The sequence below is a fragment of the Marinomonas algae genome, assembly GCF_047525555.1.
In the GTDB taxonomy this organism is placed as follows: domain Bacteria; phylum Pseudomonadota; class Gammaproteobacteria; order Pseudomonadales; family Marinomonadaceae; genus Marinomonas.
Genome location: NZ_JBLIXK010000010.1, coordinates 81,223 through 97,744 on the forward strand (window position 1 = coordinate 81,223; position 16,522 = coordinate 97,744).

Below are 16,522 nucleotides of genomic sequence, written 5' to 3' on the forward strand. Positions count from 1 at the left end.
ACTAAACAAAATTCGTTATGATAGACACATAACAAAGCACTTACCCAAGTGCACTTACATTAAAAAATTGAGCTTATCCGCTCTACCAATGAAGAAGGGAAAGATCATGACATCTTTTGATCATACTAAGTACACGCCATTTAAATCCGTCGATATTAAAAATCGCACTTGGCCAGACCAAGAAATCACAGCCGCTCCGATTTGGTCTAGTGTGGATCTGCGCGACGGCAATCAGGCATTAGTAGAACCAATGACGGTAGAACAAAAGAAACAATTTTTCGCCCTACTTGTTGATGTTGGTTTTAAAGAAATTGAAGTCGGGTTCCCTGCTGCATCTCAATTGGATTTTGACTTTGTACGTTGGTTAATTGAAGAAGACCAAGTACCTGACGATGTTTACATTCAAGTATTGACTCAAGCTCGCCCAGAGTTGATCGAGCGCACTTATGAGTCGTTGAAAGGTGCGAAAAAAGCCATAGTCCATGTTTATAACTCAACATCTAAAACACAGCGTGAGCAAGTTTTCCGCCTAGACAAAGACGGCATCAAAGACATTGCGGTAAAAGGTGCTCAATGCGTGAAAGATCATGCTGCGAAACACCCTGAAACAGAATGGGTTTTCCAATACTCGCCTGAGAGTTTCACAGGCACTGAGACAGATTATGCTATTGAAGTCGTTGACGCTGTTGCCGACGTTTGGCAACCAACCCCAGAAAACAAGATCATCATCAACTTGCCAGCAACCGTTGAAGTCGCAACACCGAATCGCTTTGCTGATCAAATTGAATACTTCTGCCGCAACGTAAAACAGCGTGACAGCATGATCATCAGTTTGCACACACACAACGACCGAGGTTGTGGTGTCGCAGCGGCAGAGCTTGGGTTGATGGCTGGTGCTGATCGTATCGAAGGTACATTGCTTGGTAATGGCGAGCGTACAGGTAATATGGATGTTGTAACCATGGCTATGAATATGTACAGCCAAGGCATTGATCCTAAATTAGCATTGGGAGATATGGACCGCATCATCAGTGTTGTTCAAGCTTGTACTTTGTTACAAGTTCACCCTCGCCATCCGTACGCAGGTGAATTGGTCTTTACAGCTTTCTCTGGCTCTCACCAAGACGCTATTAAGAAATGTTTGGCAAACCAAACAGACGACAAACCTTGGGATGTGGCTTACTTGCCAATCGACCCTCGTGATGTTGGCCGTAGTTATCAAGAAGTCATCCGTGTAAACAGCCAATCCGGCAAAGGCGGTGTTGCCTATACTCTTGAGCAAGAATACGGCCTAGCATTACCTCGTTGGTTACAGGTTGAATTTAGCCCATTAGTGCAGAAATTTGCTGAAGAAGATGGCGGTGTTGTTGACGCTGAATCAATGAAGAAGTTGTTCGAAACAAGCTTCATGACTGGCGAAACACCATTCAAATTAGGTAAATATGACTTAACCAAAGATGATGTTGATACAGTAAACGCTCAACTTATCGGCAAAAACGGTAACGTGAGTATTTCAGGTGACGGCAACGGTGCTTTATCTGCTTTCAGTGAAGCATTGGGTAAACACTTTGATATGAGAATTGATATTATCCAATACCAAGAACATGCATTGACAGTGGGCAGTGATTCACAAGCTATCGCCTATGTTCAAGCAAACATCAATGGTGACCGCTTCAACGGCGTAGCAATAGATAACGATATCGTATCCGCTTCTATTCAAGCCTTGTTAGCATCGGTAAACCAAAAAGTAGCTTAGCCTTTACTTTTCTCAATAAACGAAAAGTACCAATAAACAAAAAAGCCGAAACATCATGTTTCGGCTTTTTTATGAGCTGTAAGACACATATTGCTTTTATTGATATTCAACCACTTTGTTTCGACCAGTATTCTTCGCTTCGTATAAAGCCGTATCCGCATGCTTTAAGACTTCCATTTTAGTATCTTTAGAATAATGCCCTTCAAAGATAGTGAAGCCGATACTCGCTGTTACAGAAATAACCATTTCTTCATGCAAAACTGGCTTTTCTTCAACCACATGACGACAACGCTCAAAAATATCAAAAGCCTCATCTTCACTAATATTAGGAAGAATAATACCAAATTCTTCCCCACCTAAACGCCCTACCAAATCCACGTCTCTTAGGTTTTTCTTGATCCGATCAACCACCTCGACTAAAACTTCATCTCCGGCAGCATGCCCGTAGGTGTCATTGATTGCTTTGAACTTGTCTAGATCAAAAATGGCGAACGCTAAGCCATTACTGTTCTCTTCTATTGAAGACATTTCGCTTTCTAATACAGACTCAAAAGCACGACGATTACTAGCACCTGTTAAAAAGTCAGTAGAAGCGATCTTTTCAAGTTTTTCATTCATATCGACTAAACGGCGTCTCATATCTGAAATCCGCTTCATCGCCAGCATTTTAGCTACTAGGATTTTCTGACTAATCGGCTTAATAAGATAATCATCACCACCAGCCCAAATTCCTTGTTCTACGTCGTTGTCATTGGCGCTGGCACTCAGAAATATGATGGGAAACCATTCTTGCTTTTCTTTCTCTTGAATGTCTCGAATGGCTTTTACCGCCTCGAAACCATTCATTTGAGGCATTTGCACATCGATTAAAATCAAATCGAGGTCATGAGAGTGACGTATGTATTGCTCAATTGCTTCTTGCCCATTTTGAGCCTCTACAACTTGATAGCCCAATTTACCCAAATATAACTTTAAAAGTAGACGATCCGTGTTTGTATCATCAACAATCAATACCTTCATAAATCCGCCATCATGCTCTGAAGCTCATTTTTCACCTGCTGATACATTGCACTTAATTCCTGTGTTTTAAGTACAAAATCAGGTACGTCGCCATTACGAGCTTCTTGCTCAAGCTGGGCTGCCATCGTGGACAACGAAATAGCGCCTACGTTTTGACTAATCGACTTAAGACTATGAGACACTTTAGCCACACTCTCGCAATCCATGACCAACATATCGTTTAGAGACACCATAATTGGCTCTGCGTCCCCAAAAAAAGCGTCTATTAGTAAAGTAAAATCATTACCTAGCAATTGTTTTAAATCATTCAGTACTGCCTTATCAATCACAACATCTGATACGGATTCAAAAGCTGAGCTTGCTACAGGAGCATTTTCATTCCCCAGATTACTTAAATCCCGTTTACTATCTGGCAGCCATTTGTTCAACATTTCAATAAACTCCTTCTGCTTAAATGGCTTCGGCACCAAACCATCGCCACCAGCCCGAAAAACTTCTGATAGCGCCTCTTGTTGAACATCTGCCGTCAACGCGAGAATAGGTACTCTTACCTTCTGACTATTTTTTTCTGCTTGCCTAATACTACGCATTGCAGCCAACCCATCCATAACAGGCATGTGTAAATCCATAAAAATCAAATCTGGCTGGTGCTGCTTCCACATAGCAACACCAATAGCACCATTTTCAGCTTCAATAATGTCAAACCCCATCTTGCTCAAAATGCCACAAGCTACTGCCATGTTAGCTTTCATGTCTTCAACAACCAGTATCAAGCCTTGCTTGGTGTTTTTTCTATTGTTTTGAGACTCAACATCAGCATCCGCCTCACTCCAATTATCATAAGCAATCTGATGACCGAGCAAATCTTCTGATACAGCTTGAATCAGTCCTTGTTTAAGAACAGATCCACTCATCGGTTTTGGAATACAAACATTCACTCCAGCGGCCGACAAAGCATCTTGAGACAAAAAGTCAGCGGATGACGTCATTAAAATAGTCGGCTTGTAGTTAGATACACTGATATTCCGAATAAGTTTCGAAAGCATTAAGCCGTCTAACTCGGGCATCATATAATCTAGAACAATAATCTGATACGGCACGCCTATTTTAATTGCTTGCTCTATTCTGGCGAGACCATCTAATGGATCTACTTCTATATCGGCATGAATGTCGCAGGCTTTAAGCTGGTTCTTCAGTATAGTTAAATTAGTTTCATTATCATCTATCACCAAGGTTTTTTTCGCGACCAGCAACGCCTCATCATCCATCTTTTCAATGTTAGAAATAGCATGACTCTCTGGTAAAGATAAGGTTACGGTAAATGTAGAACCAACACCCTCTTCACTAGACAAAGAAATATTCCCTCCCATTAATCCTGCCAGTTGCTTTGTAATAGCTAACCCCAGCCCTGTTCCACCAAATTTACGTGTTGTGGAGCTGTCAGCCTGAACAAAAGCATTGAATAAATGAGGCTGAATCTCTTCGGCAATGCCCACGCCCGTATCAATCACGCTCATACTAATGGCCGCAATACCTTGGGAATCCATATTCCCTTTGATAGACACTAAAACATGGCCCGTGTGAGTAAACTTAATAGCATTACTTACTAAGTTAATGAGAACTTGTTTAATTCGAAATGCATCACCGACAACAAAACGTGGACAACTGTTATCAAACTCGATGAGCAAATCTATGCCTTTCTCTTCTGCTTTCAACATTAAGAGACGCGCCACGTCGTAAACGATTTTCTCTAAGTTGAAGTCTTCTCTTTCAATTGCAAGATGCCCTGCTTCTATTTTCGAGAAGTCCAATATGCCATTAATTAGCTCTAAAAGACTTTCTCCAGAGTCTCTTAATACCGCAAGGTTTTGTCTTTGTTCTGAGTCTAAGGACGTATCTGCTAATAATTCCGCCATACCCAATACACCATTAAGAGGCGTTCGGATCTCATGGCTCATGGTGGCAAGGAAGTCGCTCTTAGCTTTACTCGCTGAAATGGCTCGATCACTGGCTTCACGCAATACGACTTCGGTTTCTTTTCGAGAGGTAATATCCATGTTAACCCCAACGATGTGAGAAGGCTCTCCTGCTTTATCATAGATAATAGTCGCATTCGATTTTAAGTAACGTAGCTGGCCATCTTGCCGAATGATTTTGAAGTCCGTATCCAAGTGATCTGATTGATCAAGTGCATTGTCGTTATTGATGAAATATCCACCATCTTCCCCCAAATTCACAAATGCGCTTTTTAAACGCTCTCTATCTTCAGGGTAAACACACTCTGTCCAAACTTGATAAGGTGGCTTCCGCTCTTCCTTATTGAAGCCGTATAAGCGATACATCCAGTCATCCCAGTGAAGAGTATTGTTTTTCAAATCCACTTCCCACACACCGATGCCTGCTGTGTCCGTAGCAATTGATAAACGCAAATGCGTGTCTATCATTTTTTGTTCAACTTCCAATCGCTCACTAACATCTCGAACATGGCCAATGTAACCGCCAAAGCTCCCATCAGAGTTATGAATCATGCTGCCAATGGTTTCAGAATGAAAAACATTGCCTTCGCTATTTTTGTAACTCACTCTATAACGATTAAGGACATCCTGAGAGGTTTGATCATAAGCCGCTCCCTTTTCAACAAAGTCATTTTCTTCCGCATAGAGCATTTGCGTACTCTTACCAATAACATCGTCTTCCTGATAACCAAACAACTCAGAAAAAGCAGGGTTGACCATTTTAATTTTACGATCGTTACCAACCAATATGATCGCTTCGGGGGCATGAACAAATAGGGATTCGAACAAAGATTTTTGCTCAACGAGCTCTTTCTCTTTTTGAATTTGCTCTGTTTTGTCTTGGAAAGAGATAACAACCCCTTCCACTTCCCCAGACTCAGAACGCATGGCAACACAAGTGTATTCACAGACAAAAACCGAACCGCCTCTCTTATTAAAATACTCACCTCTTGCCGAACAACTTTTACCATTCAGTAAACTATTCTGGATTGGGTTCTCGTCTAGAGAAAATGGCTGACCTTCTTTGTCACGATGGGAAAGCAATTCAATCACATTACGTGAAAGCAACTCTTCCACAGAGTAGCCTAAAATATGGCAAGCAGCTGAGTTAGCAAATGTAATATTGCCACTTATATCAACGCCAAAAATACCTTCATGTACGGCTTCTAGGATCAGTCGTTGCTGCTGTGTCACAACACTCAGATTTAATTCGTCTTGATGTCGAGTAATCTCATTGCCAACCCACTGCGATAGCAACTTCATCACTTCATAGTCATCATCACCGAAAGGTTGTGATTTAGGATCAGGGCTTGAAAAATTCAGCGTTCCCCAACGCTTTCCTGCTACATATACAACAATCCCTATATAGGCTTCTAATCCAAAACTTTTATAGCAAGGGTGTTCTTTGATATCACTTATGGCCGTATGAAAATACGAGGTAGGAGCATCACTCTTAAGGGTATGAATGCAATATGTTCCATTCAAATCAAACCTTGCTCCAGGTAAGACTTCACCTCCTGGGGTTTGACTGTATTCAACATAATAATCATCGCCTTCAATGCGACTAATTAAGCCTATGGGTAAAGAGAATTGCTCAACACCCACTTGTAGAATATTTTGCAGTTTTTCATCATGCGACAAGTCAAAATTGGCCGTTACTTCATGGAGCCTTTTTAACGTATTCAAGGTTCTCTTTTGAGAAGTAATATCCTGCATGTACAAATACAGTCCCGTTACTTCTCCATCGTTAATCCTGGGAACGTACGAGGCATTAATAAACCTCAGCTCACCATCATCACCTTGCTCTAAGGCATACTCAAATTTAACAGGAACACCAGATAAAGCCTTCCTTACATAATCTTCTGTCGCGCTGCAAATTTCTTCAGGTATAGCGTCTTTTATATAAGTACCAACGGCATCTTTTTTGGACAGTGAAAATCGTTGAGCATAAGCATCGTTAATAAATTCATAGCGTAGCTCTTGATCTACCAATGCAATGTAAGTCGGAATTTTATTATTCAACCTAAGAAGGTCTGTATGGCTCACTTGATCAGGGCCTGACTGCTGATCTGAAGAGCCCGTTTTGGAAGAAAGCAATGAAGAAATGATACTAGTAAGAGAAACTAGATGTTTATCAAAGCCCTCTAAATCAAGTGGACACGAACGATCACTTAACACAATTAGGCTTGCATCTACATCTGCTAAAGGCTCTACAACGCAGCAACATATAGCCTTCCCTTCTAAGGGATAAATTGCTTTCAGAGCAGGATCTTCAGCCTTTAAACAACGAATGGCAGGCAAGGAATACAGGGCTTTGAAAATACCTATTAACTCATCAGATGAACTGTCATGAATGCTACCAGAAAAGGCAATAGACTCAGAATTAGAAACAACTCCCACACAGGAAGCCCCTAAAAGAGACTTTGCAACTTTTAAAGAAGCAACTAAACCTTCCATTTGCTCATCCTTTTATTATTAGTTAACAGGCAATACGCGATACAAAACCCTCTTAAAGCAAGGCTCGCTTTCTGTATTGTTTTCTATAAAACATAACAGAAATCGTAATATTTGCGCCTTAAGACACAATTTTTTACGGAAGTAGTTTATCTACTAAAATGCAATCATTCGTCTCGTTGCGGCTTGCTTTCACCTTATCGATGATCTTTTGAGCCGCCTCCTTCTTACTAGAGCTTATGTATTTGGTATCAACTATTTTTTCAGCCTTCTCCAGATAAGAGTTCAATTCTGGAGTACAGATATCCTCAATCGCTAGAGCATTTGAAGACATCAAAACAGTAAGGCTTGGAAGAAGAATAAAAGAAAAGGAAAATTTAAAACGCATAAGATATACCTAGATAAAAGTCTCAACAAAAATGTACTCGAAAAATTAGATCATAGGCTAAGATAAAGATAAACCTAAAGCGTTCTTTTATAGTGCTTTTTATAGCAATCATAGCTTCTTCTTGTAATAGAGAAGGACACTATAAAAATAGCAAAAGAAACAAGCTTCATCTTTATTGCACATATCCCTGATACATTTTGAATATGATGTCTTTTATAGGTAAATTTAAGGTTCATAAGAATAATCAGAAAGAGGAATGAATTATGTTAACGGGCAGCTGTTTATGTGGTGGTATTCAATACGAAATTCAAAGTGAACTAGGCGACATCATGCAATGCCATTGTCAAAATTGCCGTAAGGCTAATGGCGCCGCTTTCGCAGCAAATGCAGGCATTCCAACAAATGCGTTTAGCTTACTTAAAGGACAAGAATTAGTCAGCGAATATGAATCAACACCAGGTGTTTTCCGTGTATTCTGTCAGCGCTGCGCTTCGCCTTTATACAGCCGTCGACCAAGCATGCCAGACATTCTTCGCTTAAGAATTGGTACACTTGATACCAAAATAGATAAAACACCTTCTTTTCACATTTTTGTTGACTCAAAAGCAGAATGGCACAACATTTGTGACGACATTCCACAACACAAAGAATTTCCCACTAGCTAGTATTAAAAGCAAAACGCTATTAAATACTTTCTAATAATGGAATAAGAGATAGATTCACATGAGCAACTCATACAACAAATTAACACCTGCTGAGGCCAGTGTTATCCTCGACAAAGGTACCGAACGACCGTTTACAGGGGAATACACTGACACAATGACAAAGGGCTTATACCTTTGCCGCCAATGTGATGTGCCGCTCTATACTTCTGAACACAAGTTCATATCACATTGTGGCTGGCCAAGCTTTGATGATGAGATAGAAGGCGCCGTAAAACGCGTTCCAGATGCAGATGGACGACGTACGGAAATTGTTTGTGCAAACTGCGAAGGTCATCTAGGGCATGTTTTTGAAGGCGAAAGGCTGACTGCCAACAATATCCGTCACTGTGTAAACTCCATTTCAATGAAATTTATAAGTAACGAAACTTAAAACCACCACCATATTTATTGGCGCATTCAAACCCTGAATGCGCCAATTCTGTATAGCTAATCGGTATCTTGATTGAACTATAAGCTGGCCGCTTCCCAGCAATCAATTTTTTACAAGTGCCTTTCAATTCTACTTGCATGAAAGTTATTACAACTGTTCGAACCACTCACCATATTGTCTAACCAGAGTTAAATTGTGCCACTTTACTTTGTGAGCGCCATATTAAACAAACACAAGCCTAACTTGACGTATGTCCTACACACATGTTGTAGACTCGGCTTGGTCATCAATACTTATGATCACTTAAGGAGAGTGAAATGAATTGCTGTAATAAGCCACCTAAGGGCGGTACTACGAGCCTCTCCCTTTTTATAAAAATGGTACTGGTCATGCTGGTCATTATTCTGACCCTTGCCTATCTGTTTGGATAAATTTTCCTGACCCATAAAGCTGATTTCAACTTTATAGAGGAGTACAAGATGTTAACCACAGAAATCGCCAGATTAGTGGGTGTCACCCCGGAAACAGTGCGTTTTTACACGCGCAAGAAACTGCTCCAAGCCAGCAAAAACCCCACTAATGGCTATAAAGAATATGATCAAAGCGCGGTTGAGCGCTTACGCTTTATTAACCATGCCCGCAGCATTGGTTTTAGCCTAAAGCAAATTACCGACATTATTGAGCAGTCGGAACAAGGCACTTCTCCCTGCCCAAAGGTCAGAAGTTTGTTGCAAGAGCAGATCCAACAAACGAAGCAAAAAATTGCTCAATACCAGCAACATTTAGCCCTAATGGAAGCAACTTACCAAAGCTGGCAAGGTCAGCCAGATACCATTCCTGATGGCAAAGCCATCTGCTGTTTGATTGAAGAATGGTCTGATAAACACCCAGCAGCCATAACAAAGGAGGTGGAAAATGAGCAAGTATAACCATACCTTGGCGCTTGCAGGCGTACGTTGTCAAAATTGTGTTAATAAGCTCACCGCAGCCCTGAAAGCCAGTGACGAGAATGTTGAGCTCAATATTAATGCAGAGAAAACCCTGCTTACACTCACTACCGACTTAGGTATTGACGAGGCCATTACCATCGTTGAGTCCTGCGGCTATCAGGCAAGCCTTGTTGTGCCCTCAGAGCAGCCAGCGCAACAAGACAATGCTGATCAAATAATCGATAGCAACCAATCACGCCCTAGCAACACCAGCTCAAGCATCAAGCTTGCGTTATTGAATGTCACTTGTGCCGGCTGTGTTAACACCATAGAAAAAGCCCTGACAAAGCTTTCCGGTGTAGAAGAGGTAAGTATCAATTTTGCCGCTCGCACCGCTTCGGTGGATACGCAATTACCAGCCAGCCAACTCATTCAAGCCATTCAAGCGGTGGGTTATGATGGTCACGAAATTATCGATGAAGAGGCAGAAGCCAGCCAAAAAGACAGCCGCGAAGCCGCTCTTTACCAACAAAAGCTTAAACACAGTGTGATGGGCTTAGGAGTCGGTGTACCGCTGATGCTTTACGGGCTTTTAGGCGGCCCCATGTCTGTAGACTCCAGTTTGCAGCAAGGTATTTGGTTCCTAGTGGGGATCATTACCTTTATGATTCTGTGGCTATCGGGCCAACACTTTTATCGTGGTGCGTGGAAAGCATTTGTCCACCGTAGTGCCAACATGGATTCCCTAATCGCCCTAGGCACAGGTACCGCCTGGCTATATTCCATGGTCGTGGTTTTGGCATCTAGCCATTTACCGGCTGAAGCCAGACACCTGTATTTTGAAGCGACCGCGATGATCCTTGGCCTCATCAATTTAGGGCAAGCCTTTGAATTAAAAGCTCGAGGACGTACCTCAGACGCCATCAAACGTCTGCTTAACCTGAAAGTAAAAACCGCCACAGTGATACGTGATGGCAAAGAACAAATAGTACCCGTAGAGCAAGTCATGCTGGGCGATCAGATTCGCGTCAAAGCCGGTGAAAAAATCCCGGTGGATGGTGAAATCATGAGTGGCCATACCAGTGTGGATGAAGCCATGTTAAGTGGCGAACCTATCCCAGTGGAGAAACAAACGGGCAGTAGGGTTTCTGCAGGCAGCATTAATGGCCAAGGTAGCTTTATCTTTGAAGCGCAAAAAGTTGGCAATGACACCCTGCTCTCACAAATCATTGCCATGGTGTCCAGAGCGCAAAACTCTAAGCCGCCCATTAGCCATCTTGCCGATCGTGTGTCTGCAATCTTCGTCCCCAGCGTGATGATTATAGCCATTATCACGGCGCTCGCTTGGTACAACTTAGGGCCACAACCCGCCTTGGTGTATATGCTGATTGCCGCGACCTCCGTGTTGATCATCGCCTGCCCTTGCGCACTAGGCTTAGCAACCCCTATTTCCACCATGATAGGCGTGGGTAAAGCAGCAGAATTTGGCGGCTTAATACGCAATGGTGAAGCCCTGCAAAAAGCCAGTGAGCTTGATGTCATCTTGCTCGATAAAACGGGCACCATTACCCAAGGCAAGCCACAGGTCAGCCATTTTCAGGCTCTAGGTGATGAAGCACTCATCTTGCCCCTCGTTAAGAGCCTAGAACAAGGAGCGAATCACCCCCTTGCCAATGCCTTGATAGCCTATGTACAAGATACTGCAAGCAAAAGTTCCCCCGTGGAACTGAGTGGTTTTGAATCTCATACTGGCTTAGGCGTATCCGCCTTTTACCAACAGCAAAAACTGCTGTTAGGTAACGACAAAATGATGCGTCAATTTGATATCGACATCTCTGCGGTTGAGACTCAAGCCCAGAGCTGGCAAGCCCAAGCCAATACTTTGGTGTATTTCGCCATGGACCAAAAGCTGCAAGCCATATTCGCTATTAATGACCCCATTCGCGATGATTCACTTGAGGCCATTAGCCGCTTTAAGCGCCGTGGTATTCGTGTCGTCATGCTGACCGGTGACAACCCACAAACGGCCGCCGCTGTCGCTAAAAGTGCCAATATAGAAGAGTATTATGCCGAACTAATGCCTGCCGACAAACTCAACTGGCTCAGCCATTTTCAGCAACAACAACTGAAAGTGGCCATGGTAGGAGACGGCATAAACGATGCCCCAGCCTTAGCTCAAGCCGATGTGGGCTTTGCCATTGGCAGTGGGACAGATGTTGCCATTGAAAGTGCCGACATTACTTTGATGAGAAGTTCTTTGCATGGGGTGTCAGACATTATTGATATCAGCCATGCGACGATTAAAAACATCCGCCAAAACCTCTGGGGGGCCTTTGTTTATAATGCCCTCGGTATACCGATTGCGGCAGGGGTGTTATTTCCAATCACAGGTTGGTTACTAAGCCCCATTATTGCAGGTGTTGCCATGTCACTTTCCTCCATCACAGTAGTGAGCAACGCTAACCGCTTACGGCTTTATCAACCCGCTAACCCACAAGCTAGGGTTAAGGAGTAAATTATGTGGATCAATATTTTTGGTGTGCTGTTAATTGTGGCGATTATCTGGTGGTTTTGGGGAAAATAAATCACTTTGCATAATACTAGGCCACTAGATTCAAATGAATCTAGTGGCCTAAATGGTAAGTGAAATCTTAATAGGCTTGATAAAGGCCTATCTTCCCTTGGGAACTAAACTTAACCAAATTAAAACCTCGGTAAGCTTCCCCTTGTAATGCCATACCCGGCGAATACCTTGGCATCGCAGGTACCGCTAAACCCGCTATATCATCAGGCTTTTCAGCCAATAAGCGTACTACCTCTTGGGGTGGCACATGCCCTTCTATCACATAGCCTTGTACCTGTGCCGTATGACAAGACTGCAACTGCATCGGCATACCAGCATCTCGCTTAAGTGATGACCAATCATCGCTATGGTGAATATTAACCTGAAAGCCCTGCTCTTCCATTAATGCGGCCCATTTTACACAGCAACCACAGCTTGGTGACTTATAAATGTCCATCACAGGTTGTGCTAATAAATTAGAGCTCATGAGCGCGAGCGTTGCGACCGCGGCAATATTTTTTATCTTTTTCATCATTACTCCTAGTCTTTATTCTTTATTTTAAGGTTAGTTGTAACCGACTTTGCTCACTTGCCAAAAACAGATAACTGCCCTTAACCTGCCAAGTAAAGGCGAGGGTTTGATCTGGTACTATTATTGACCTACTGGAGCTGCTTGCTAGCCCCAACAGTCCAGCTAATTAACTCATGGACATTAAGTTGTGCTTAATTCTCAGCCAAGGCTTTTATTTGAATATTTCACCTACTTGTCATAAGTATCAAACCGCCTCTCTACTCACGATCAATCTTTAATGCTGCATGAAACTAAAATCACCTTTCATCACATGCCCATCGCCCCCCATAGCCTTCCATTCAACTCGGTAGGTATCCGGCTTAATATTCGGCAAAGCTAATTGAAAGTGTTGTTGTGCAGGAGCTTTACGGTCAAGCTTAAGAGGAATTGGGACACCATTAGAGGCAATAACCTTAAGACTCATCACTCGCATCGGCTGTTTAAAATGTAACTCTATCTTTTCTGCCTGTGCCATCAGCATGGCTCCATCCTTTGGAACAGTCATCGCCATCATTCCATGAGCCAAAGCATTAACAGAGACCATTAAGGCCACAGAGACCATTAACAGTTTAAATTTATTCATAATCTTTTCCTTTAAAGTGAGTTCGATTGAGTTAAAGAGGATTTTTTCCATAGAAAATAGACAACTGGCAAGACTAACAGTGTTAGAACCACCGCACTGACCATGCCACCCACCATAGGCGCGGCAATTCGACTCATTACTTCTGAGCCCGTACCTGTACCGTATAAAATGGGTAATAAACCAATGATAATAGATGCGGCTGTCATCATTACTGGACGCACCCGCATACCAGCACCATGCAATACCGCATGGTAGAGTGTCTCGATTCTTGGTGATAAACCTTTGTCCGCGCATTTTTCTAGGGTTTCATCCCACGCTTGATTTAAATACACCAACATAATGACGCCTATTTCTACTGCCACACCGGCCAAGGCGATAAATCCAACCCCGACGGCAACGGAGAAGTTAAAGCCAGACAAGTACATCAGCCAAATACTGCCAACCATGGCAAATGGCAGAGTGCCCATAATGATGGCCACTTCAGATAAATTACGGAAATTGATGTACAGCAACACTATGATGATCAGTAGGGTAAGAGGCACTACATAGGTCAACTTGGCTTTTGCCCGTTGCATGTATTCGTATTGGCCAGACCAGTTCAATGAGTAGCCCGCAGGCAACTGCACTTGCTCAGCGACAATCTGCTGGGCATTTTCTACATAGCGACCGATATCTACGCCTTCAATGTCCACAAAGGTCCAGCCATTTAGCCGCGCATTCTCACTTTTCAGCCCTGGAGGGCCTTCTTCTACATAGACCTCAGCAATATCTCCTAAGGCTATTCTTAATCCGTTCGGGGTAACGATAGGTAAAAGGCTAAGCTGCTCTGGAGAGTCACGATACTCTTGTGGATAGCGGACATTGACCGGGTATCGCTCCAAGCCCTCAACGGTATTGGTAACATTCATACCCCCGACAGCCGATGAGATAACTTGCTGCACATCTTGAATATTCATGCCATAACGTGAAGCTTTCTGACGATTGATATCCACCTTAACGTAGCGACCACCAGCCACCCGTTCAGAATAAACCGATGCTGTGCCCTCGACGGGCTTAAGGATTTTTTCAAGTTGCTGGCCTATACCTTGGATGACAGTTAAGTCTGGACCAGCAATTTTAATCCCTACCGGAGTTTTAATCCCCGTTGCCAGCATATCGATACGAGTTTTAATGGGCATCACCCAGGCATTAGTAATACCCGGAATCTTCACCATTTCATCCAGCTGCTGTTTGATTTTGTCGCTGGTCATACCTTCTCGCCACTGTGACTGAGGCTTTAACTGGATAAAGGTTTCAATCATGGTCAATGGGGCTGGGTCGGTTGCGGTTTCCGCACGCCCTACTTTACCAAACGCCGTTTCCACCTCTGGAAGCGTCATAATCAGCTTATTCGTTTGTTGCAACACCTGACGTGCTTGGCCGATAGATATACCTGGGTAGGCCGTTGGCATGTACATCAAGTCGCCTTCGTCCAAATTAGGAATAAACTCACTGCCTAATTTATTCAATGGCCACATACCAACGAAAAATACCATTACTGCCAACAACAAGGTGGTTTTGGGGTAATGCAACGCCGCTTTTAAGGCTGGCATATAGACAGCCACCAGAGCACGATTAATCGGATTCTTGTGTTCCGACACAACTTTGCCGCGAACAAAATACCCCATAAGTACGGGCACCAAGGTAATAGCTAGCGCCGCCGATGCTGCCATGGCATAGGTTTTGGTGTAGGCCAGTGGCCCAAACATCCGTCCTTCTTGAGATTCCAAAGTAAATACCGGCACAAAACTCACAGTAATAATCAGCAAGCTAAAGAATAAAGCTGGCCCGACTTCCGTTGCCGCCTTAGTGACAATTTGCCAACGATTCTCCTTGGTCATCTCAACTTTCTCCATATGCTTATGGAGGTTCTCTATCATTACTATGGCGCCATCAATCATGGCACCAATAGCAATGGCTATGCCGCCCAGCGACATGATATTGGCGTTAATACCTTGCCAATGCATAACAATAAAGGCCGTTAAAATACCAACTGGCAAACTGATAATCGCTACTAAAGAAGAACGTACATGAAATAGAAACACCATGCAGACCAGTGCTACCACGAGAAATTCTTCCAGCAGTTTGGTCCATAAATTATTGACGGCACGATCGATCAGTCCTGAGCGGTCGTAAACCGTAACCACTTCCACGCCTTCCGGTAAGCTGGACTTTAAGCTCTCCAGCTTTGCTTTGACACCGGCAATGGTTTGTTGTGCATTTTCGCCAAAGCGCATCACCACAACACCGCCAACCGTTTCACCTTCACCATTCAGTTCCGCTAATCCGCGACGCATTTGCGGACCAATACCCACCTCGGCAACATCTTTAATGGTCAACGGCGTGCCACTGGCACTAACCCCTAGCGGAATCGCCTCAATATCTTCAATGCTTTGAATGTACCCGGAGGCACGTACCATATATTCCGCTTCCGCCATCTCAATGACCGAGGCCCCCACCTCTTGGTTGCCCCTTTTGATGGCATTTTGGATATGACTTAGTGGCATATTGAGTGCACGCAGTTTGTCTGGGCTAACACTGACTTGATATTGTTTCACCATGCCACCGATGGGAGCTACTTCAGAAACTCCCGGTACCGTTTGCAACTCATACTTTAAGAACCAGTCTTGTAACGACCTCAACTGGGCAAGATCAAGGTTGCCTGTCCTATCGATTAAGGCGTACAAATAAACCCAACCGACACCTGTGGCATCTGGACCTAACTGGGCTTTGGCATTACTCGGTAACGAGGGCGCGACCTGACTCAAGTATTCTAAAACACGACTACGGGCCCAATACATATCGGTATTTTCATCAAAAATGACGTAAACATATGAATCGCCAAAAAATGAATAACCACGTACGGTTTGCGCGCCTGGCACCGACAGCATTGCTGTGGTTAAAGGGTAAGTAACCTGATCCTTTACCACCTGTGGCGCTTGGCCTGGGTAGCTGGTCTTAATAATGACTTGCACATCAGACAAATCTGGAATGGCGTCAACCGGGGTGTTTTTTAAGGAATACAGCCCGACCGCCACCAACACCATACTGGCCAACAACACCATAAAGCGATTATGGATAGACCATCGAATAATTGCAGCTATCATGA

At 43.4% G+C, this 16,522-nt stretch carries 11 protein-coding genes; 5 read left to right on the forward strand and 6 right to left on the reverse strand.

Annotation, left to right across the window (positions count from 1 at the left end; translation table 11 throughout):
• The first annotated feature begins 106 nt into the window (after positions 1-106).
• On the forward strand, positions 107-1,756 hold the full coding sequence (leuA, locus tag ACMUMQ_RS12995) for a 2-isopropylmalate synthase (protein ID WP_414682413.1): 1,650 nt from the start codon (positions 107-109) through the stop codon (positions 1,754-1,756).
• Between the two features lie 96 nt (positions 1,757-1,852).
• Here the strand turns inward: leuA and ACMUMQ_RS13000 are convergent, their stop codons facing one another.
• From ACMUMQ_RS13000 to ACMUMQ_RS13010, 3 genes are all read right to left on the reverse strand, one after another.
• On the reverse strand, positions 1,853-2,776 hold the full coding sequence (locus ACMUMQ_RS13000; RefSeq protein ID WP_414682414.1) for a GGDEF domain-containing response regulator: 924 nt from the start codon (positions 2,774-2,776) through the stop codon (positions 1,853-1,855).
• A complete protein-coding gene (locus tag ACMUMQ_RS13005) occupies positions 2,773-7,248 on the reverse strand; it encodes a PAS domain S-box protein (RefSeq protein ID WP_414682415.1) in 4,476 nt (1,491 codons plus the stop codon). Before ACMUMQ_RS13005 ends, ACMUMQ_RS13000 begins: the two co-directional genes overlap by 4 nt.
• 133 nt (positions 7,249-7,381) lie before the next feature.
• Complete coding sequence (locus ACMUMQ_RS13010; RefSeq protein ID WP_414682416.1) at positions 7,382-7,633, reverse strand: hypothetical protein; 252 nt, start codon at positions 7,631-7,633, stop codon at positions 7,382-7,384.
• A gap of 263 nt (positions 7,634-7,896) precedes the next feature.
• Between ACMUMQ_RS13010 and ACMUMQ_RS13015 the strand changes: the two genes are divergently transcribed.
• The 4 genes from ACMUMQ_RS13015 (at position 7,897) to ACMUMQ_RS13030 (ending at position 12,172) form a co-directional block, all read left to right on the forward strand.
• Complete coding sequence (locus tag ACMUMQ_RS13015; protein ID WP_414682417.1) at positions 7,897-8,298, forward strand: GFA family protein; 402 nt, start codon at positions 7,897-7,899, stop codon at positions 8,296-8,298.
• Positions 8,299-8,356: 58 nt separating this feature from the next.
• Complete coding sequence (locus tag ACMUMQ_RS13020) at positions 8,357-8,728, forward strand: methionine-R-sulfoxide reductase (RefSeq protein WP_414682418.1); 372 nt, start codon at positions 8,357-8,359, stop codon at positions 8,726-8,728.
• A gap of 479 nt (positions 8,729-9,207) precedes the next feature.
• The gene (locus ACMUMQ_RS13025) at positions 9,208-9,657 is read left to right on the forward strand and encodes a MerR family transcriptional regulator (protein WP_414682419.1); all 450 of its coding nucleotides are present in this window, start codon (positions 9,208-9,210) and stop codon (positions 9,655-9,657) included.
• A complete protein-coding gene (locus ACMUMQ_RS13030; protein ID WP_414682420.1) occupies positions 9,644-12,172 on the forward strand; it encodes a heavy metal translocating P-type ATPase in 2,529 nt (842 codons plus the stop codon). The genes ACMUMQ_RS13025 and ACMUMQ_RS13030 overlap by 14 nt, the downstream gene beginning before the upstream one ends.
• Positions 12,173-12,308: 136 nt before the next feature.
• Here ACMUMQ_RS13030 and ACMUMQ_RS13035 read toward each other — a convergent pair whose 3' ends face one another.
• From ACMUMQ_RS13035 to ACMUMQ_RS13045, 3 genes are all read right to left on the reverse strand, one after another.
• Complete coding sequence (locus ACMUMQ_RS13035; RefSeq protein WP_414682421.1) at positions 12,309-12,752, reverse strand: DUF411 domain-containing protein; 444 nt, start codon at positions 12,750-12,752, stop codon at positions 12,309-12,311.
• A 274-nt stretch (positions 12,753-13,026) separates the two neighbouring features.
• Entirely contained in the window at positions 13,027-13,374 is a 348-nt protein-coding gene (locus ACMUMQ_RS13040; protein ID WP_414682422.1) for a copper resistance CopC family protein, read from the reverse strand.
• An 11-nt stretch (positions 13,375-13,385) separates the two neighbouring features.
• Positions 13,386-16,520 carry an efflux RND transporter permease subunit gene (locus ACMUMQ_RS13045; RefSeq protein ID WP_414682423.1) on the reverse strand — a complete coding sequence of 1,045 codons (3,135 nt, stop codon included), beginning with the start codon at positions 16,518-16,520 and terminating at the stop codon, positions 13,386-13,388.
• Between the last annotated feature and the right edge of the window lie 2 nt (positions 16,521-16,522).

What these genes read in the sequence shown, in the direction of transcription:
- ACMUMQ_RS13040 (WP_414682422.1), bottom strand. Translation starts at nt 13,374, where the DNA reads ATGAATAAATTTAAACTGTTAATGGTCTCTGTGGCCTTAATGGTCTCT.
- ACMUMQ_RS13000 (WP_414682414.1), bottom strand. Translation starts at nt 2,776, where the DNA reads ATGAAGGTATTGATTGTTGATGATACAAACACGGATCGTCTACTTTTA.
- ACMUMQ_RS13010 (WP_414682416.1), bottom strand. Translation starts at nt 7,633, where the DNA reads ATGCGTTTTAAATTTTCCTTTTCTTTTATTCTTCTTCCAAGCCTTACT.
- ACMUMQ_RS13045 (WP_414682423.1), bottom strand. Translation starts at nt 16,520, where the DNA reads ATGATAGCTGCAATTATTCGATGGTCTATCCATAATCGCTTTATGGTG.
- ACMUMQ_RS13020 (WP_414682418.1), top strand. Translation starts at nt 8,357, where the DNA reads ATGAGCAACTCATACAACAAATTAACACCTGCTGAGGCCAGTGTTATC.
- ACMUMQ_RS13025 (WP_414682419.1), top strand. Translation starts at nt 9,208, where the DNA reads ATGTTAACCACAGAAATCGCCAGATTAGTGGGTGTCACCCCGGAAACA.
- ACMUMQ_RS13005 (WP_414682415.1), bottom strand. Translation starts at nt 7,248, where the DNA reads ATGGAAGGTTTAGTTGCTTCTTTAAAAGTTGCAAAGTCTCTTTTAGGG.
- ACMUMQ_RS13030 (WP_414682420.1), top strand. Translation starts at nt 9,644, where the DNA reads ATGAGCAAGTATAACCATACCTTGGCGCTTGCAGGCGTACGTTGTCAA.
- leuA (WP_414682413.1), top strand. Translation starts at nt 107, where the DNA reads ATGACATCTTTTGATCATACTAAGTACACGCCATTTAAATCCGTCGAT.
- ACMUMQ_RS13015 (WP_414682417.1), top strand. Translation starts at nt 7,897, where the DNA reads ATGTTAACGGGCAGCTGTTTATGTGGTGGTATTCAATACGAAATTCAA.
- ACMUMQ_RS13035 (WP_414682421.1), bottom strand. Translation starts at nt 12,752, where the DNA reads ATGAAAAAGATAAAAAATATTGCCGCGGTCGCAACGCTCGCGCTCATG.